The organism is Ehrlichia ruminantium str. Welgevonden, assembly GCF_000026005.1.
GTDB classification, from domain to species: domain Bacteria; phylum Pseudomonadota; class Alphaproteobacteria; order Rickettsiales; family Anaplasmataceae; genus Ehrlichia; species Ehrlichia ruminantium.
In genome coordinates, this window is the sequence record NC_005295.2 from 1,103,955 (window position 1) to 1,126,326 (window position 22,372).

The window sequence follows — 22,372 nt, forward strand, 5'->3', positions numbered from 1 at the left end:
TCAATTTACTATTGTTCATTACTACACTTACTTTTATACACACATAATAAAAAATAACTAATATAACCTATAATTATATTAAGAGTGATTTCATAAATTAGTTTTTAGATCGCGTATGTGTTCTAAATATACACTATCCTTTGGAAGATATCGCTGAGCTAAATTAAAATATTTTTCAAAATCTTTTTTATTATATTCAAAAAAAGACTTGTTTGCTAATGAAAAGTAGGACATTCCTAAATTTCCCATCATACCATATCCTATGGCTAATTGTTTCCATGCAAACACATTATCTGGCTCTTTATATATTACTTGTTCTAAAAAATTCACTGCTTCTTTCTGATCATATAATAATAAAGCTTGTGACATTTCAAGCTTCATTAAAATATCATCAGAAGAAAACTGAAGAGCTAATTTATAATTCTCTATAGATTGCTTAATATCACCAATTTTATACAAAATCTGTGCTTTCAATTCATAAAGATAAGGATCTTCTGGAGATTGTGATATCATATTATCTAACGTTGTTAAAGCCTTTGGAACATTAGATTGTCTATAAAAAATAATAGATTGCATGTACGGAGACAATTGATCAATACTTGTATTATTATTTAATAAAAGATCTATAGGTGTAAAAAATGCATTCATTTTTTCCACTATTCGCTGAAATTTTTTGACATCCCCATCTTCAAATCCATTAACCTTATTAACATTATGGTAATTTTGCATCTGCAATAACCTATCACTACTAAGAGGATGAGATAATAAATATTGATCAACACTTCCTCTGTATTGTGCTTCTAAAAGGTAAAAATGTTTAAACATTTTAATTAATCCTTCTTTACTATATCCAGCACTATCTAGGTAACGTAATGCACACTGATCTGCTGCTGTTTCTTGTAAACGACTATAAAGAAAAAACATCCTTTTTGTAATATCATTGGTAGCTAAGGCAATAGCCTGACCAACATCAGGATTTACCGTAATCGCAGTAATAATGCCCAATACATAACCTATTCCAGACATAATAATAGAATCTTGTATTTTATCTTTACGTAGTAAAACATGTTTTTGAGATATATGACCAATTTCATGAGCTAACACTCCAATAAGAACATTAGGATCTTTTGAAAACTCAAACAATCCATAATTCAAAAATATGTCATTATTATTTCCAGTAACATAAGCATTAACCGTCTTATCATCAACAATGAATACCCTAACTGCTTCTGGATTAATCTTCGCAGCAACAAATATTGGGAATGCCATTTTTTTTATTACAGACTCCACTTCACTATCACGAAAAATTGTATAATTCTCCTGACAGAAAGACACATTACTATAAAGTAGGATAATTACAACTACAGAGAATAGTAAAATTTTTATATTCATAAATTAACCTAATTATACTTGTTAAAGTATACTATAAATATTGCTTATAATGTATCAAAAAATTAATACTTACACTATAATACAGGATAATCTTAATATATATATATTTAAATATAAGTATACTACTTTTAGTACATTTATAATAGTTTGTATTATATCCAATATATGATAAAATGTAATAACTAAGCTTAATAAACGTGAGGAGTCATGAATCCAAAGGAGTCTAACATCGTATTCAGTTCTGAAGAAGATCTGAAAGATTTAGTAATATCCATACTTGATCAACACAAAGCAACCAATATTGTTACCATTAATATTGGCAACATAAGCAACTTAGCTAAATATCTAATTATTGTTTCAGGACAGTCAAACTATCATGTAAAATCCTTAGCAGAAAAAGTCAGAAAAGCAATCAAACCATATGAAAAAGTATCAATTGAAGGATTAAAGGAAGGTAATTGGGTAATAGCGAGCTTTCATAATATACTAGTTCATATTTTCAGGCCAGAAGTACGTGAATATTATCAGCTTGAAAGCTTATGGCATGGTCAGGTATTAGGTCAGAAATCTTAACCATACAATTTAATTATACATAATATTTCTTAATAGCGTTTGGATATTAATTAAGTAAGTATATGAAATCCATATTTGATGCTCTACAGCAATAACACCTAATGTCTGTTAATAACTACACAACATACATCTACTATAAAATAGTATATCTTATACTTAACAAATCTAACATTAACAATATTACTTACACCATTAATATTAGAATTATATGTCGTAACCTATTATAAGTCTACCTTATTACATTATCATATTCATGTTATACAGAGACCTTAGTACTTTATTAAGTAACCTTATGAATAATTCATTAATTATGCATCATAAATTAAAGAGTAAAAGTAAAATTTATATACACACAAAATAATAAAAAGTTTTTAATTCTTAAAAATTCATAAATACGAGAAAAATATGAATGATTTCATAGTTGCAAGAAGATCTGATGATTCTGTAATATCAGTACAACAAGACAATAGTACTAAAAATTTAATGATTACTAGTCTTAATAAGTCAGCAGAACTTCTTCTCAATTATACAAATTCTGAACTCTCTAATAAACCACTATCAACAATCCTAAATAAAAATCTAGTAGAAGATATGAACAATGAGTTAGAATACACAAATGATGGAACTGACTTATTTGATATTATATCTAAAATGAATAATTTAACTTTTATAGGAAAAAATAATAAGAATATAACAGTAAAAGCAAAAATTTTTCGTACAGCTAATTTTGATAGAAATATAATAAATTATGAATTCTTAATACGTGACACTACTATTTCTCAAAAACTTGATATATTTAGAAAATCTATATCTAACAATACAATATATACAATGCATCCAGTATTCGAAATTATGGATGAATCATCAACAATTATGGAGATTAAGATCATCTTAGATTTTCTACATAAATACAATATGAGAGCTACTATTGCAATGTTAAGTATAGATCCTCCACATAACAGTAAGAACATCGATATTTTAACAAAAAATACCATAGATTTATTACACAAAAACATCAGAGAAAGTGATATAACTGGTTACATTGGAGAACATAAAATAATATGCATATTACTAGGATGTAAATCTGAATATGCATACTCAGCAGTCTCAAGGTTACATAAAAGTATAAATAACAGCTTACAAAACTTTCATGCAAAAATATCAATAGGTTATGCTCAAATGTATAACGAAATTGATGCCACAGAACTAATAAATAAAATAAATAAGATACTATTCATTGCTCAACAAGAAATTGGAGGAGGGTCTATAAAAGATGCTAATACCGAGTTATAATGACTAATCAAGGCATCTTGAATATAATGTGTACTAATTTGTACAATAAACCAACTTCACTACAAATATTAGTTAAAATATTAGATCAGATTCAATATCACAGAATTTTAAATATAATAATACATGGTTTATTTATACAATACAGAACTAGAGAATAACCTATAAAAAAAACTACCATTAAACTATATTCTGAGTAAATCTATAAAGATTGATTCTTATCATTATACAAACATCTATTACAAAAGCACTGATAATAATAAACAAAGTCAGTATTACATAACCGGCTAAAAAACAAACAATAGATTAATGATATCAAAGTTTGGTATACAACCATCAACATAAATAAATATTAATTTTTCTAATGATATATTGCTAAAACATTTTATATAACCTTATATCTTTAAAAGATGCTCTCGATCTATAGAGTTTTACATCATTTTATAAGATTAACACAATTATAATAATAACACATGTACTATAACTCTAAACATATCATATATTCCATATACTATTAATAATAAATTTTTTTTTTAATAACATCATGGAATACTGTCAGTAAAATTCTACTAATACACACCCTTTACTAATATTAATATAACATCAAGCTGAATAGATTGATACTACCCCCTCCTACCTTAGATCACTGATTTAATACTAATCTACTAAAAAACTGGTTTTATTTAACCATATAAACATTTCTACACAACATATATTATAATAATATTACAACTTTAAACCCAAATTATAATGATATAAGATGTTACCATTGAAAATTATTTACACACAAATTGCACTCTCTTACGCTTAATTTATAATGGAAAATCAACAATAAATTTAAATACAGTTTGTTGTACATCATATGCAATACGTGCATTATAATTACTGATAAGTAACATAAGAAAACTGACTTGAACATTTCTAGTTGTTAACTCTACAGAAGTTATATCTCCATTAAGAATACTCTTAATACTTTCATGCATTTCTATAATTTGTGCATTTGCAATCACTTCAATTAATAGATGACCATCACTCATACTAGACAACATTATCTTTACTCTATTCCCATTAATTACAAAAAGCATGAGTACCATAACCATATTAGTCAGTAGTTTATTAATCTTTTCAATCAACTCAGCATCAAAAATCTGTACATTAACATTCCATTCAAGAATAACTTTTTTTCTTGTTAGATAATTTTCTATGTTACACTTGGTACTATTAAAATCACCATTATCATCAGAAATACTATAGGCCTGCTTTAGCAACTTAAACTTATTCATTACATCATTAGATGCATCAGAAAGTAGAGGCATCATACTCCCGGATAAACTTTCATCATCACCTAAGCATTCTATATAATTTACTATAGCACCCACTGATCCAGCCAAATCATGCAATAATCTTGCAGATATTAACTCAATATTTGATAAAACATCATTATTTTGCATAAAAATCCTAAATTTTATATAACGTTTCTATATGTCAACATATAAAAAAAATAACTTTATTAACTAGTAAACAATTTTTTATATGAAGTACAAGTATTTAATGCTATGCTAATTAACTAAATATAAAGATTTTCCATTATTTAAGGCATTCATGAAAACATATTCAAGTGCCGGTGTTGATATTGAGTCCGGTAATAGTTTAGTAGAAAAAATTAAGCCAATTGCATCTTCAACATCCAGACTAGGTGTAGTCAGTAATATAGGATCTTTTGGAGCACTTTTTGATATATCTAAAATAAAACAATATCGCAATCCAATTTTAGTATCATCAACTGACGGAGTAGGTACAAAATTATGCATAGCTCAAGATACCAATAATCATACAACCATAGGAATAGATTTAGTAGCAATGTGTGTTAATGATGTTTTAGCACAAGGAGCAGAACCATTATTTTTTTTAGATTACTTTGCAACAGGGAAAATTCACCATAATACTACTTTAGAAGTGATTAGTAGCATAGCAAAAGGATGCAAAGAAGCAAATGTAGCCTTAATAGGTGGAGAAACTGCTGAGATGCCTGGAATGTATGACAATAATAAATATGATATTGCCGGTTTTTCAGTTGGAATTACAGAAGCAGATTATATTTTACCAAAAACCAAAAATATCAAAATTGGAGACACAATTATTGGATTAGCATCAAGTGGTTTACACTCAAATGGATTTTCTCTTATAAGAAATATCATAGATGAATATCATATAAATTATCAGGACACATGTCCTTGGTCAGATGAAACATGGGGAAGTTATTTATTAATTCCCACAAAAATTTATGTTAACAGCTTACTATCAATAATACCATTAATCAGTGGATTAGCACATATTACTGGTGGAGGTTTTATATACAACATACCACGCATTCTACCCAATCATCTATCAGCACAAATTAGTCTAAATTCATGGAAAATGCCAGAAATATTTGATTGGTTAAAAACTACAGTACAAATATCACAGACAGAACTTCTAAAAACTTTCAACTGTGGTATTGGAATGGTAGTAATTGTACCACAAGAACATGAAGATCAAATATTATCCATGTTAGAAATTACAGGTGAGATTGTATATAAAATTGGCAAAGTTACAGATAATATAACTGGAGATCAAATTTTATTTCAGTAAATTTAAAATTATTTAACATTCAACAACTGTAATTATAAAACCAACAATACAATATACTAATGTGTTTAATACTAAAAAGGGTTTAACTTTATAAATTAATATATAAGATATTTTATAATACATTCCGTATTACATATAAAATAAAAGTCTACACTAACTCAACAGAATTAACGCAAAAAAAATAACATTTATAAATTATTTTCTTCACAAGAAAGGCATAATACCTCTCATATAATAAATTTATAATATATTATGTGACAACACCATAAATCCATTGTAACCCTAACAATGTAAGTAAACACACTATATTATGTAATAAAATCTTTAGTATATGTGCTATTAATATACTATTATCAATGCTAATAACAGAACCAACCTTACTATATATGATTCAATCATAAGTTCTCTTGATATTATGAAAATTAGTATATATTGTGCTGATAAATATAACTTTTCAAAAAATCATTATAACATAATCAAATAATTCTTCATAACCACATAACACAAATGTACGATTTTTACTAATATTATATGTAAATTTTAACTGTATATAATTTATTAATAATGTATCTAAGTGTATATACCCTGATTACTAATATGCTAAAACACACTTATGGGACACAATACATAAAAACTTTCTATGATATTATTTTCACTCTGATAGTATAAACATATAATGCTAATATCCTACATAATTTTCATTCTTTAATATAATTAAGAGTTTTTTATATTAATTGGAAATATATACTCATAACAAAAATCATATAGAAAATATCCAATACATAGATAATATCCGACATTCACTATAGAAAATTAAACTGTACATACTATCAACAGAATTTCCTATATACTAAGTTAAAGAATATATGTTTACTTATTACAAATAAAATCAAAAACATAAGCAATCTTTAGCATTGTTACTTATACTTCAATATATAAATGTTAAACCTCACACAGAATTAAACTGCACATACTATCAGCAGAATTTCCCATATACTCATAAAGAACATATGTTTACTTATTACAAATAAAATCAAGAACATAAGCAATCTTTAGCATTGCTACTTATACTTCAATATATAAATGTTAAACCTCACACAGAATTAAACTGCACATACTATCAACAGAATTTCCCATATACTCATAAAGAACATATGTTTACTTATTACAAATAAAATCAAGAACATAAGCAATCTTTAGCATTGTTACTTATACTTCAATATATAAATGTTAAACCTCACACAGAATTAAACTGCACATACTATCAACAGAATTTCCCATATACTCATAAAGAACATATGTTTACTTATTACAAATAAAATCAAGAACATAAGCAATCTTTAGCATTGTTACTTATACTTCAATATATAAATGTTAAACCTCACACAGAATTAAACTGCACATACTATCAGCAGAATTTCCCATATACTCATAAAGAACATATGTTTACTTATTACAAATAAAATCAAAAACATAAGCAATCTTTAGCATTGTTACTTATACTTCAATATATAAATGTTAAACCTCACACAGAATTAAACTGCACATACTATCAACAGAATTTCCTATATACTAAGTTAAAGAATATATGTTTACTTATCACAAATAAAATCAAGAACATAAGCAATCTTTAGCATTGTTACTTCATACTTCATATATATAAAATGTTAAACCTCATATAAAATTTCTATAGATTTAGAACAAGATCTTTTCTTTTTTATAACCAAATAATATATCTATACACCATTACTAACAAAGATGGCACCATATACATGGTATATATCCTTTAATAAACCACTTTTATTATATTAGTACATATCACACAATACAAAAAACAAACTGATTAATAAAACTTGAATAGACAATCTAAACAACTGCTTAATATTAAATAGAAATATAAGCATTCAAAGATGACACTATATACATGGTATATATCCTTTAAAACCACCTTTATTATATTAGTACATATTACACAATACAAAAAACAAACTGATTAATAAAACTTGAATAGACAACCTAAACAACTGCTTAATATTAAATAGAAATATAAGCATTATAATAACACAAAATATAAAATAAAAACTGGTATACCATAACGTTAAAAACATCTTGAGCAATGAGGAATCTTCCTCAAGTATTAAAAATATAATGATTTTATATCCTACTTACTGAATAGATATTTACCAGGCTATTCCCATATAAACTCAGTACAATGCTTTTTAAAACAAAATAAACAAGACATCAATAAGTTATAATATTCAAAATACTGTAATATTAAATAACCATGAAGAAATTTATTTAACAGCTAAATAAGCCATGTTTTATACAAGTACTAATCGAATAAATATCTATTTAAGTAATTTCTATAAATTAAGCACAATATATTTCATAACATAAAATAAGACGTTAACGAGTACATAACTTTTAAAACATTACCAATAAAATTAAGAACTATTTCCAAAAGGTTAAAAGACAATATTTTTTATCTTTACCTATCAAGTAGATATTTATTAAGTTATTTCTATATAAATTTAACATAACATATTGAAAAAATATATATAGTATAGACAGTAAGATACCAATGACCAAATAATGTTCAAAACATTTTTAATAATCAATATTCTTTTTTACTATTTGAGGATGAAAAGCTTTATAATGCTCAATAATGCTCTTATGATCTAAATGAGTATAAATTTGCGTAGTAGATAAACTTGTATGACCTAGTAGTTCCTGAACTGATCTAATATCAGCACCACCAATAAATAAATGTGTAGCAAAACTATGACGGAATGTATGAGCAGTTGTAATATCAGGCAACCCCATTTCAGCACGAAGCTTTTGCATTATGTTTGCAAAATGAGTCCTACTCAGTTTTTTTCCTCTAACTCCAACAAAAATATATTGGTTACTAGGTCGTGCACCCAAATAATATGGACAACACTCTATATATTGACATAAGCTTTTATATACCATTGATAAAATAGGTACTACTCTTTCTTTATTGCCTTTACCAGTAATAAAAAGTCTATCTTCTCTAACATCTTGAAACTTCAAATTAACTACTTCACTAATCCTGAAACCAGATCCATAAAGCAACATCATGATTGCAAAATTACGCATATCTACCCAATTCTGCGGTAATTGTTTATAATAATTCAGTATTATCTCAATATGAGATCCTGCTAATACTTTAGGTAATGTTTTTTTAAGATGTGGCCTAGATAAATAAAACACTGCTTGACTGTCTATATAGTACATACGTGATAGATAACGAAAAAAATTTCTCAAAGCAGACAGTGACCTTGCATTGGTAACTGCTTCAACTCCACATTGATATCTAGAAGCAAACCATTTTCTCAAATCTCCAATTTTAACATGCACAAGATCATTTAATGTAACAGAACACCCTGTACTCTTATGCAAGAACTTTATAAGCTTATCAAGGTCTCTTACATAAGAAACAACTGTATTCAAAGAATACCTCTTCTCCTGTTCCATCCATATTTTCCAATCATTTACAATATCATAGAGTTCTTTATTCGACATATATTTAAAATCAATCAAAACAAAATAATAATACTATCCAATCAATAAAAAAATCCTCAATAGTCTTTAGCAAGAACTACAAATATACTGAGATACTTAACTTATTAATATATTTCAAATTTATTATACTACTCATCATATTTAGCATAATATCACATCTGACATGATTAACAATAGTAACACATTTCTTAACACTAGATAATATACAATAAATAATATATAATTTTTGACTGGTTTCTTGATATAAATTAGGTAGAAAATGAAAATCAGTATTTTAGGTGCAGGATCATTTGGCACAGCAATAGCAATTGCACTGTCAGCACATGGTATATCAGTTAACTTATGGGGACGTGATCATAGAAATACTACACATATAAACACCTACCGAAAAAATTTAAAATATTTACCTACATATCATCTACCAGACAACATATATGCAACCAGCAATATAGATGAAGTATTATCTGACAACAATACATGTATTATCTTAACTATTCCTACACAACAATTACGCACCATATGTACACAAATACAACACAAACAGCATATGTGTAAAAATACTCCAATATTAATTTGTAGTAAAGGTATCGAAATTACATCACTCAAATTTCCCAGTGAAATAGCAGAAGAAATTTTACAATATAACCCAATTTTTATACTATCTGGTCCAAGTTTTGCTAAAGAAATTGCAGAACATCTTCCTTGTAGTATAGTACTTGCTGGCGATAATAAAGAACTTGGTGAATCACTGATAGAAAAAATAAGTAATGATGTTCTAAAAATAATATACCATCAAGATATTATAGGTGTACAGATTGGAGCTGCATTAAAGAACATAATTGCAATTGCATGTGGAATAATCGCTGGAAAAAATTTAGGTAATAACGCTGTTGCTACTGTTATAACTAAAGGCATGAATGAAATTAAAACACTATATATAGCAAAAAATCATTCAATAGATCTTCATACATTAATTGGTCCATCATGTCTTGGAGATCTAATATTAACATGTACAACAGAACATTCACGCAATATGGCTTTTGGACTAGAAATAGGAAAAGGTAGAAACATAAATACATTAATAGATCACAACCTAAAGCTTGTTGAAGGAACCAGCACTGTAAAACCACTGATATCATTAGCAAAAAAACTTAATGTAGAACTACCAATTTGTATATCTATTTACAATTTATTACATGAGAATATATCACTAGATAAAGCCATATCAAATATATTATCTTAGTCTAATCATCCTTTGATAATTTCAACACAATGATAAATAAACGGTCAAAAATATAACATACAACGTTCACCACACATATAAAAAGCAGTCAAATACCCATCCCGTTAACACCCAACTAAGTATGTAACATATTACATAACAAACTTAAGTATAACTTAAAATTTCCTAGCTAATTATATAAACAAATTCCTATCTCCTATCTCCTATCTCCTATCTCCTATCTCCTATCTCCTATCTCCTATCTCCTATCTCCTATCTCCTATCTCCTATCTCCTATCTCCTATCTCCTATCTCCTATCTCCTATCTCCTATCTCCTATCTCCTATCTCCTATCTCCTATCTCCTATCTCCTATCTCCTATCTCCTATCTCCTATCTCCTATCTCCTATCTCCTATCTCCTATCTCCTATCTCCTATCTCCTATCTCCTATCTCCTATCTCCTATCTCCTATCTCCTATCTCCTATCTCCTATCTCCTATCTCCTATCTCCTATCTCCTATCTCCTATCTCCTATCTCCTATCTCCTATCTCCTATCTCCTATCTCCTATCTCCTATCTCCTATCTCCTATCTCCTATCTCCTATCTCCTATCTCCTATCTCCTATCTCCTATCTCCTATCTCCTATCTCCTATCTCCTATCTCCTATCTCCTATCTCCTATCTCCTATCTCCTATCTCCTATCTCCTATCTCCTATCTCCTATCTCCTATCTCCTATCTCCTATCTCAATTAACCAATTGTTATCAGATTATAAATAAGTCAAATTAAACTTTTACTTATTTATAAAATAATATGTTTGCACACTTTCTCACTACATCATGATATAATGAACATAATTTTACATAAAATAACTAATAAAAAGAACCAATACATATATTATATTAAATTACTAAAACACCTATTTACTACGTAATATTACACAGATGTCCTGACATAATAGATTCTATCACCCTTGACATATTTCAAACATAAAATATGATAAACTGTTTTTTATACCCATTAGTTCTTGATAAAATTGCTAATTACCCAAGAAGGTTAAAATACACATTCTTGCAACAAGATGAAGAAAATACAATACACGTCAAATAAATTAAACAAATTTCTAATATAACCACCTACTCTAAACATAGGAACCAATAGTATATCATACCTAAGTAAGATATCCCTACAGCACACATCAAATAATAAAGAAAAATAGTTATGTATATTTATACAATTACAAAATTTCCAATTTCAACAACAAAACTCAAAGTTCCATTATAACAAATTCAAGAATTATATATACTTCACCAACACATAGTTATCAAATTCTATAATATATCATATCCTTTTAAAAAAAATGACTTCATAATTCATACATAAATAATTATACATGCAATGTTTATTCAGAAACATTACACAATCCAAGAATTTTCAATTTACGGTGTAATGCTGAACGTTCCATTCCAACAAATTCAGCAGTTCGTGATACATTACCTCCAAAACGAGATAACTGAGTTTTTAAATACTGTCTTTCAAATTCTTCACGAGCTTTACGTAATGGTACAGAAATAACTTTAGCACTTAAAACATCATTAATAGGCGAATTAGATACTATATCTACTGGTAAATCTTTTGCTGTAATCATCTCCTTAGGAGATTTCATAATTAAAATCCATTCTATAACATTACGTAATTGTCTTAAGTTACCTGGCCATTCATATGACTGCATTGCTATTAAAGCTTCATCACTTAATACATGAGTACACAAACCTATTTTTTTACAGATGCTATTCATAAAATACCTACACAATTCCGGTATATCTGTACAATATTCTACTAAAGACGGTACTCTAATTGGAAGGACATTTAATCTATAATATAAATCCTCACAAAACCTACCAGCTTTTACTTCACTTTCAATATCTTTGGAAGAAGACACAATAATTCTCACATCTATACTAACAGGAATCTTACTATTTTCCCTATATATTTTTCCCTCCTGTAATAATCTGAGTAATCTTAATTGCGTATCGTATCGTAAATCTGTTACTTCATCTATAAATAACGTACCATGATTTGCTTGCTCTATAATTCCAATATGAGGAGGTACTCTATGAGACAATATATTATTACTTTCCTCACTACCAAATATATTAACCAAGTAATTATTAGCTGGTAGCATAGATGAGTACATAGATATAAATGGAGTATCATACCCCTTGGATTTTTTATGTATTAGCCTAGCAACTACTTCCTTTCCAACACCTGGCGAACCAGTAATGAGTATACGACTCGATGTAGTAGCTGCTTTATTAATCATACTTCTCAAATTACGTATAACAGGGGAGTTACCGACTATTTCATAATCCTCAAATGCTGATTTCAACTCATCATTTTCTCTACGTAATCTACCAGACTCTATAGCTCTCTTTACAACTAACTTTAATCTTCCTTCTGTAAAAGGCTTTTCTATATAATCATAAGCACCCATATGCAGAGACTTTACAGCAGTGGCAATATTACCATGCCCACTAATCATAATAACAGGCAAATAAGGATACCTTTCTTTAAGCTTTTCCAGTACACTTAATCCATCAATATCAGATCCTCTTAACCATATATCTAATAATACAACATCAGGCTCTTTTTCATAAGCCATCTTGATCGCGGATAAACCATCAACTGCTAATTTAGTGACATAATTATCATCACTTAATATATCTTTTATTAGATTTCTGATATCAACTTCATCATCAACAACTAATACTTCAGAAATATACAATCTTTCCTTGGACATTTCAAAATCCTGTGCCATAATTACCTACAATACTAATGAAATACTGCAAACACAATGTACTCCTTTAAAGTACACCTCATAATACTACCACACACACTAATGATCAACAACCAATATATTAAATTCATTATTTTTTACTTATAAATTTAAACATATTATAAAAATTAGTTACTATTATTACTAATTTATCAAGCATAGGTTTCCTATATATCCAAAAAGAAAAATAAAAACACTTAATAAAAAACTTATCATCAACTTTGTAAACCTATAGTAACTAATTATTAATAAATTATTTCATTATATTAACCTTCCCTGGAACACGCATGTCTATAGTTTTCCATACCAAAAACTCACTTGAAGCTTTATAGATATTCAATAACTCACGCCAAGCAGCATAAGGATCATTATTAGGTAATTTTATATTTAAACCACTAGACAAAATAATATCCCACCAATGACTATCAACATATGTGATAGATGAAACCATACCACCAACAAGAGTATTATCATTGACTACTTCACGTATAAAATCTAAATGAGTTAACGCACCATCTCCATGTATTGAAGTCAAATCATCCCTTATACTACAATTATCAACAATAACATGCCCAAAACTATCAATGATAGAATTTTTGTTATCATGATACCAATTTGCAAAAGCAGAATATTCTTGAACTGTTATCTGTAAAGTATTTGGTAATAGCCTCTTAACTGAGGCACTTTTGATCCATGGATGACTAGACTCTATTTTGTTTCTCAAATCAGCCAAAGGTACAAAAAAGATAGACCTTGCATCAACAAGTTTACGTATTTCATCAGAACTTACATATTCATTACCATCAATCAATATTTTATCAACAGTAAATCCACAATTGACTAATTGATCTGACAACCTATATAACATAACAAGAGAATAATTATCAAACTTACTAGTGACTTTAGTTGTTATAAAACAAGTTATAGTAACACTAACAGCAATAGCTATGATTAAACCTTTGTAAGAAAAACGTATCTTTCTTTTATTTACCTTAGAAGTAGCAAAATCTTCAACATTATCCGAAAATTGATACTCCTTTACATTATTAAGATCATCAGTCTCTTTCATAACACCATAATACTCCTCAATCTAAATATTCCACTAATTTATCATAAATCACCAATAACATAATTATATAAAATGTCTATTCCATACTTAATAGATAAACTATCCACTGATTGCTATATCACAAAAAGTAGAATAATTCTTACAGTATTAGATTTACGATGTTACCTATATAAAGCTGAGCATAACAACAGAATACCTAACTCTTCTAATACAAATAAAATATATGCTCATAAATAACGTTATAGTACCATTTAAGTATACAACATTATATGAAATCTAAAGACAATATCAAAAATATAATATATTATAATAAAATAATATAAAAACTAAGTTCTATATGAACTATTACTAGAAATAAAGAAACAAACTTAATTCACTTAATAAGAAACTTATTTAACATATACCATAGTGAATATTATTTAACCCTAAAAAGTTTTTATATATAAAATTCGCTGTTTTGGCAAATCTATAAATATTAATATATTTTTAATCAAAGAAATCAGGTTCATAACTTTACCAAATTCTGATTACGCATTGATAATATTACAATCAACTTACAACAATAATTATCATATATAATTAAGATCATTTTAAACTACAACACCCTATTCGAAAACCTCACATCAAATAAGAATATTTCTTAAAACAACTATTAAAAAAATTTTATTTAAAAATACTGATCTCAGTCTATCTATAATAAAAACTTACCTATGGAACTAATAATGATATATTAGGTGTGATAATTATATCACTAAATTAGCAGTTGATGGTTTATCCGCGATCAAGATGGCTTATGAAAAAGAGCCTGATGTTGTATTATTGGATATATGGTTAAGAGGATCTGATATTGATGGATTAAGTGTACTGGAAAAGCTTAAAGAAAGGTATCCTTATTTGCCTGTTATTATGATTAGTGGGCATGGTAATATTGCCACTGCTGTAAAGTCTCTGCATATGGGTGCTTATGATTATATAGAAAAGCCTTTTACAGAAGGAAGATTAAAGTTAGTTGTAAAGAGAGCTATAGAGTCTGGTAGATTACGTAGAGAAAATGATGAGTTGAAATCAGCATTTGAGGATTATGAAATAGTCGGTAACTCCCCTGTTATACGTAATTTGAGAAGTATGGTTAATAATGATACTTTATATTCATATTATTATCAAAACTATAGATAAAGATTTCTTACATGAATGTATATATATTATGAAGTTTATAAAACACATATGACATATTTTGATAAGACATAAAATTATTACCTAGATAAATATATCCACATCATCACTAAATTCATACAAACATACTCAAGATAGTAATGTTGTTAATATTGAAAGAATTAAATTATAATATAAAAAACATGTACATATATATAACTTTAGTTCACCAAATAAATGATCTATACATAACCACATCTTGCATAAAACTTTTTTTCAAAACAATCCCAACATTTTTTTTCTAAACATACATTATATAACTTATTAACCTCCAAAACTCCACAAGGAGACGTAACATTAATTTCAATTAAATATCCATCTAACACATCTATTCCAGCAAATATCAAGCCTTTCAAAGCTAACTTATCCTCTATTGCTAAACATATATTATAATCTCGATCTGATAATTCAGCAGGTTCTGCAACTGACCCAACTCGCAAATTAGTTCTTACCTCTCCAGCAGATAATATTCTACGCCTAAAGACTCCTATAGGTTTACCATCTAATAGCAAAATTCTTTTATCATTATTAATATTAGGTATAAATTGTTGAGCAATAATAGGACATTTATACTTTTCTATCATCAGTGCAACTATTACCTTAATATCAACATTATTATTAATCCTAATTACGTCATTTCCACCATAACTATATAGAGGTTTTAATATAATATCCTTATGTTCATAATAAAAATTTTGCAACATAGAATAATCTTCAGTAATTAGAGTATCTGGAATAAAATCATCGAATAAAAGTGGTAACAGTTTTTCAGGATAATCCCTTAGAAATTTAGGATCATTTATTACAAGTGGCTTTGTCAGTTTTTCTAAAATATAAGTCGAAGTAATATAGCGCATATCAAAAGGTGGATTTTGACGAATAAATATTATATCCATATCTTCAAGAAATAACTCTTGTACATTCTCAAACTTCAGTTTTTCCTGTTCTACAGTAACTAAACAAGCACTAGCAACTGGAATATTGTTTTTTATTGCCAATTTATCAGGAGTAAAAAAAAATACAGTATGTCCTCTTATTTGCGCTTCTTGTATGAATTTTACTGATACATCTTTACCAACAACTACATCCCTATCCATCTGAAAAGCAACAACTAACGCCATCCTTATTTCTCTTGTAAATTTATTTAACTTAATCTTCTTTCTTTATATAATACTAACACAGCTTCATAGGGATTATGCAAAATAATTTACTAAGCAAGAATAATTAAATACCAAAAATTTATATCTTTTGTATAAATTTAACTGGTATACAGCTAATTAAGTATTGAAATTTACTTCAATCAAATCCTCACCAAATTTATACTTGAATCATACAACTAAATATAAAATAAAAATGTTAGCTTTAATCGGGTAACATATATCATTCAATTAACACATTTATCATGAATATACAGTATTGACCACTCAGATTACTTACTTTTTTTAATATTTTAAAATAGATAAAATTAATATATGAATGATTCATTTTCTATAAATAATGTACGTTTAATAATAATATAAAATACACATAACAACGTACTATCTTATTAGTTTGGTAAAAATATGTATAAACCACTATAAATACAAAACAGTTATTAATTGGATAATTGACTCATATAGTTATTGGTTTATTTCTCATCAAATCTATGTGCACTAATGATAGTAAACATATATATAAAAAATGCCTCAAATTATCTCCTTAATTTACACTCCTATTTATTTAAAATACATATAAAACATACAAAAAATAAGATAGTTACTATTGATATAATTTACTTATAAATACACTACATAAATTACATAAGAAATTCACATAGTTAAATTATACTTCTTACATATATCACAACAGATTATCTAAACACATCTAACGATTTACTCAAATTTATTTTACTATCTAATAGAAATTATATAATATAACCACTCGGTAAATACAAAGTCTTACTAAGAGAATAATTTATTCATAAGTATACTACAAAAACTAACATACTTAATGACGTATTTAATCAACATCTATGTTCGAATAACACTGATAAACACATCATGAATATGATACACATAATACTTATCAGAACACATAATTTCCTGATCTATCTTCCTTAAAAACATATGATAGTTCATTTCATGATACATCACTTATATAAAGTTTAAATCCCTAACCTAAACTTCCATACTTTTAAGAGTTTTGATTATTACGTAACCTGCTATCCTTTAATCTAACATAGCTAATTACTTGCTTTACCTTTTTCACCTTTCGTGCAATTGCGACTACTTTATCTAATTCCGCCTGATTTTGAGCTATTCCCATTAAATAGACAGTACCATTAACAGTATTAACACTATAATTCATTGATCTAACTTTACTTTGAGATAGAATACGTGCTTTAACTTGAGCACTAATCATAGCATCAACAGCAGCTTCTTTTATGTTAATAGATTCCTTATCTACAACTATTTCGTTAACAACTTCTTTTACATCTTTCTGATGCCAAGCAATTTTTTCAGCCTTAATTTGATCTTCTGACGATTTAACATTACCAATCAATAATACACGTCCTTCACTAACTTTAACTGTAACTATTGGAAACAAACCTGCATTAAATAATTCTTTATTAATTCTAATCAATATTGCAGTATCATCTATAGTATCACCAATTGACTTATCTTGTAATGTAATGATCGCACCTGTAGTAACAGCAAGTCCTGCCATTATCCCAGAACAACCAGTTTGATTTATGAGAAGTAAAGCTACTAATAACAAATTAATAAAAAAACGCATAACTTCAAAAAAGTCAAATTAACAGAAAAGCGACAAACTCATGCTATACAACTTTTTACAGTGTGTAAATAGTAAAATATTTTAGATTTTCGTATTATAATATAATTTTTAATACTTCCGAAATATTTAATTACTTATAATTATAACATTAAAAGTTCATTAACTAATATCTAATTAATTCATAAGATAATACTAACCTCTAGAATAAACATATTTATTACACAATAAAATATACTAAGAACTTAAACTTTACATATCATATTTTTTTACACCATACAATAATATTCAAAATAAACCTATCAACATCAAAGTTACTATTTAATACACAGAAACGATAACATCAATAGTCAATGATATTAAAGAATAAGATGCTCCAGTTACATATTTCTTTCAGGATACAAAACATATTTTCTTAAAGTCACAAACTTTTCATATGTTTTAACATTAGGATGAACTAGATACTAAACTTATCTATATAGCAATCACAATAAGCTAACACCTTACCTCTAAGAAAATAATTACTATTACTTAAACATTCAGGAGTAAGTGTTAGTAGTTATGTTATAAAGTAAATCACTGTATATTTTTCAAGAAAGAGAGATAAGAAAACGGCCTGTACAGGTAAGCATTGTTGTACAATATTTGTTATATGCGTTATTTAGTTAGCTCATTTCAACAGGTCTAGATTATATAGTAATCACCATACCAAAAATTTTATTATTCCATAACACATCAATCAATATGGATCATATATGTTAAGAAAGTAACGTACATTTTTCCAAATACATAGCACTTTGCCATAAAAAATTTATCAACACTGTATAAATAACTAAGGTATCTATATTTTAAAATTTGCTACCATCTTAATAAATAAATTTTACTATCATATAATTAATAACCCTACCAAAAATACTTTTCAATGTATATACTATGTACAAATGAACTTGCACTAACATATTATGAACGTATATAGAACACATTTGTGTAATGAATTAAGAGAAGAACACATTGATCAAACAGTAACACTTTCAGGGTGGGTATATAGAAAACGTGATCATGGAAAAATTATTTTTGTAGACTTACGTGATCATTATGGAATCACACAATTAGTATTTAATGACTCTGATACTACAATCTTTCAATTAATTACTACTTTAAGACTTGAAAGTGTAATCACAATAAAAGGAATAGTAAAAGCAAGAGATAGTTCTACTATCAATGAGACATTAGATACAGGATCTATAGAAGTTATAGTGAGTTCTATCAATATTGAAACAGCATCAGAGATCCTACCAATAAATATTGCATCTATGCAAGATTATTCTGAAGATATTAGGTTAACATATAGGTTCTTAGATCTTAGACGAGATAAAGTAAAAAATAATATAATTTTAAGATCTAAAGTGATTACAGAAATAAGAAAAAGTATGGAAAATATGGGGTTCATTGAAATACAAACTCCAATATTAACATCATCATCCCCTGAAGGAGCACGAGATTATTTAGTTCCAAGCCGAATTCACCATGGAAAATTTTATGCTTTACCTCAAGCACCTCAACTATTCAAACAGTTATTGATGGTAAGTGGCTTTGATAAATATTTTCAAATTGCACCATGTTTTAGAGATGAAGATGCAAGAGCAGATCGTTCACCTGGAGAATTCTATCAACTAGACATTGAGATGTCTTTTGTAACTCAAGAAGATATATTCAACATCATAGAGCCAGTAATGATAAATATATTTAGCAAATTTTCCAATAAGACCATTAATAAAGAATTTCCTAAAATATCTTATCATGATGCAATGTTATATTATGGATCAGATAAACCAGATTTACGTAACCCATTAGTTATTCAAGATGTAACAGAAATTTTTAGAGATTCTGAGTTTAAAATATTTAATTCAAATATAAAACAAGGGATGGTAGTACGTGCAATCCCTGCCCCAAATACTGCACATAATCCTAGAAGCTTTTTCGATAGTAAAATTGAATTTGCAAAAACACTTGGTGCACAAGGTTTAGGATATATTACTTTTATTGATGACTCTTTAGCAAAAGGACCAATAGCTAAATTTCTAGATAAAGATCGTTTAGATAATATAAAACTTATCTGTAATATAAAAGCTGGAGATAGCGTATTTTTTGTCTCAGAAATAGCAGATAAAGCTGCTTTATTTGCAGGAGAAGTTAGAACTTTATTAGGTAAGGAGTTAAATTTAATAGAAGAAAACACCTTTAAATTCTGCTGGGTAATTGATTTCCCATACTTTAAATACGATCACAAAGAAAAATCCATAAACTTTTTTCATAATCCTTTTTCAATGCCACAAGGTGGACTAGAAGCATTAGAAAACCAAGATCCTCTAAACATACTAGCATATCAGTATGATATAGTATGTAATGGTATAGAAATATCAAGTGGAGCAATACGTAACCATAAGCTCAATATTATGTATAAAGCATTCTCCATAGCAGGATATACCAAAGAAATGGTTGATGAAAAATTTAAAGCTTTAACTCGTGCTTTTAAATTTGGAGCACCACCACATGGAGGAATTGCTCCAGGAATAGATCGCATAGTTATGTTATTAGCAGACGTACCAAATATCAGAGAAGTCATTTGTTTCCCATTAAATCAATCTGGAGAGGATTTACTTATGGGATCTCCATCAGAAATAGATAACGACCACTTAAAATTACTTTCACTAAATATTATCAAGAAAACTTGATACTTACTAAAGTTAAGTACTTTTAATCAGCATATTATTAATAATGCCACAGTATTATAAACTAGGCATGTGGTAGTGTGATATATCTTACAAACCTACTCACATAAATAACTATGCAAATAACCATCAGAAAAATCAACTTTAAGAACAAGACATTCAATAAAATTATAACATAATTTTTTTTCATAGAATTTTGAGATTACGGTATACCCTATACATAAGTACACAAATATATATTATTATAAACGAGGTAGGTTGATGCATGATACAGTTGAAAGATATGCTAAGTTTACATATTACCTGATTTATTCATATAAATCACTATGTAAACAACCATCAAAAAAATCTCTTTTAAGAACAAGACATCCACATAAAATCATAACACAACTTTTCCATGGAATTTTGAGATTACGGTATACCCTATACATAAGTACATGAATATATATTATAAATAAGGCATACTGTAGTGTGATACAGTTGAGAGATATACTAAGTTTACATATTACCTGATTTATTCATATAAATCACTATGTAAACAACCATCAAAAAAATCTCTTTTAAGAACAAGACATTCACATAAAATCATAACACAACTTTTCCATGGAATTTTGAATTACGATATACCCTATACATAAGTACGCAAATATATATTATTATAAACGAGGCAGGTTGATGTATGATATAGTTGAAAGATATGCTAAGTTTACATATTACCTGATCTATTCACATAAATCACTATGTAAACAACCATCAAAAAAATCTCTTTTAAGAACAAGACATTCACATAAAATTATAACATAATTTTTTTTCATAGAATTTTGAGATTACGGTATACCCTATACATAAGTACATAAACATATATTATAAATAATAATGCAAAACATAATTCAACATAATAAAATATGTTGTTTCCAATATGTCAGAAATAGTTTTTAGAATAATAATTTGACAGACTTTTACCAATACTAAATCTTATTCTAATTTAACAAGTACATTAAATAAATACAAAACATTATATAACCTATCTTAAATAATATTATACTGAATATTTAACACTTTTTCATATAATAAGTTTCAATAAAAAAATAGTAGC

General features: G+C 27.3%; 13 protein-coding genes and 1 pseudogene. 7 read left to right on the forward strand and 7 right to left on the reverse strand.

Annotated elements, in window-relative coordinates; genetic code table 11:
• Nucleotides 1-90: 90 nt before the first annotated feature.
• Nucleotides 91-1,392 carry a M48 family metalloprotease gene (locus tag ERUM_RS03545; RefSeq protein WP_011155334.1) on the reverse strand — a complete coding sequence of 434 codons (1,302 nt, stop codon included), beginning with the start codon at nucleotides 1,390-1,392 and terminating at the stop codon, nucleotides 91-93.
• A gap of 207 nt (nucleotides 1,393-1,599) precedes the next feature.
• Between ERUM_RS03545 and rsfS the strand changes: the two genes are divergently transcribed.
• Nucleotides 1,600-1,965 carry a ribosome silencing factor gene (gene rsfS, locus ERUM_RS03550; protein ID WP_011155335.1) on the forward strand — a complete coding sequence of 122 codons (366 nt, stop codon included), beginning with the start codon at nucleotides 1,600-1,602 and terminating at the stop codon, nucleotides 1,963-1,965.
• A gap of 405 nt (nucleotides 1,966-2,370) precedes the next feature.
• Nucleotides 2,371-3,258: a hypothetical protein gene (locus tag ERUM_RS03555; protein ID WP_011155336.1), complete on the forward strand. Its 888-nt coding sequence runs from the start codon at nucleotides 2,371-2,373 to the stop codon at nucleotides 3,256-3,258.
• A gap of 809 nt (nucleotides 3,259-4,067) precedes the next feature.
• Here the strand turns inward: ERUM_RS03555 and ERUM_RS03560 are convergent.
• Complete coding sequence (locus ERUM_RS03560) at nucleotides 4,068-4,706, reverse strand: histidine phosphotransferase family protein (protein WP_011155337.1); 639 nt, start codon at nucleotides 4,704-4,706, stop codon at nucleotides 4,068-4,070.
• 151 nt (nucleotides 4,707-4,857) lie between these two features.
• Between ERUM_RS03560 and purM the strand changes: the two genes are divergently transcribed.
• On the forward strand, nucleotides 4,858-5,886 hold the full coding sequence (purM, locus tag ERUM_RS03565) for a phosphoribosylformylglycinamidine cyclo-ligase (RefSeq protein ID WP_011155338.1): 1,029 nt from the start codon (nucleotides 4,858-4,860) through the stop codon (nucleotides 5,884-5,886).
• Between the two features lie 2,607 nt (nucleotides 5,887-8,493).
• Here purM and ERUM_RS03570 read toward each other — a convergent pair.
• Entirely contained in the window at nucleotides 8,494-9,432 is a 939-nt protein-coding gene (locus ERUM_RS03570; RefSeq protein WP_011155339.1) for a tyrosine-type recombinase/integrase, read from the reverse strand.
• 259 nt (nucleotides 9,433-9,691) lie between these two features.
• On the opposite strand from ERUM_RS03570, the gene ERUM_RS03575 reads away from it, so the two are divergent.
• Nucleotides 9,692-10,675 (forward strand): NAD(P)H-dependent glycerol-3-phosphate dehydrogenase, encoded by a 984-nt coding sequence (locus ERUM_RS03575; protein ID WP_011155340.1) that lies wholly within the window; start codon nucleotides 9,692-9,694, stop codon nucleotides 10,673-10,675.
• 1,382 nt (nucleotides 10,676-12,057) lie between these two features.
• On the opposite strand, the gene ERUM_RS03580 is transcribed toward ERUM_RS03575, so the two are convergent.
• Both ERUM_RS03580 and ERUM_RS03585 read right to left on the reverse strand, forming a co-directional pair.
• Nucleotides 12,058-13,473: a sigma-54-dependent transcriptional regulator gene (locus ERUM_RS03580; protein WP_011155341.1), complete on the reverse strand. Its 1,416-nt coding sequence runs from the start codon at nucleotides 13,471-13,473 to the stop codon at nucleotides 12,058-12,060.
• 271 nt (nucleotides 13,474-13,744) lie between these two features.
• The gene (locus ERUM_RS03585) at nucleotides 13,745-14,560 is read right to left on the reverse strand and encodes a cell division protein FtsQ/DivIB (RefSeq protein WP_011155342.1); all 816 of its coding nucleotides are present in this window, start codon (nucleotides 14,558-14,560) and stop codon (nucleotides 13,745-13,747) included.
• A 738-nt stretch (nucleotides 14,561-15,298) separates the two neighbouring features.
• Here ERUM_RS03585 and ERUM_RS03590 point away from each other — a divergent pair.
• A pseudogene (locus tag ERUM_RS03590) lies at nucleotides 15,299-15,694 on the forward strand (response regulator); the annotation flags it as partial.
• A gap of 260 nt (nucleotides 15,695-15,954) precedes the next feature.
• Here ERUM_RS03590 and gshB read toward each other — a convergent pair.
• Complete coding sequence (gene gshB, locus ERUM_RS03595; protein ID WP_011155343.1) at nucleotides 15,955-16,893, reverse strand: glutathione synthase; 939 nt, start codon at nucleotides 16,891-16,893, stop codon at nucleotides 15,955-15,957.
• 1,051 nt (nucleotides 16,894-17,944) lie between these two features.
• Nucleotides 17,945-18,547 (reverse strand): BON domain-containing protein, encoded by a 603-nt coding sequence (locus ERUM_RS03600; protein ID WP_011155344.1) that lies wholly within the window; start codon nucleotides 18,545-18,547, stop codon nucleotides 17,945-17,947.
• 959 nt (nucleotides 18,548-19,506) lie between these two features.
• On the opposite strand from ERUM_RS03600, the gene aspS reads away from it, so the two are divergent.
• Both aspS and ERUM_RS05100 read left to right on the forward strand, forming a co-directional pair.
• The gene (aspS, locus tag ERUM_RS03605; RefSeq protein ID WP_011155345.1) at nucleotides 19,507-21,279 is read left to right on the forward strand and encodes an aspartate--tRNA ligase; all 1,773 of its coding nucleotides are present in this window, start codon (nucleotides 19,507-19,509) and stop codon (nucleotides 21,277-21,279) included.
• A gap of 258 nt (nucleotides 21,280-21,537) precedes the next feature.
• Entirely contained in the window at nucleotides 21,538-21,717 is a 180-nt protein-coding gene (locus ERUM_RS05100; protein ID WP_157858266.1) for a hypothetical protein, read from the forward strand.
• Nucleotides 21,718-22,372: the final 655 nt, after the last annotated feature.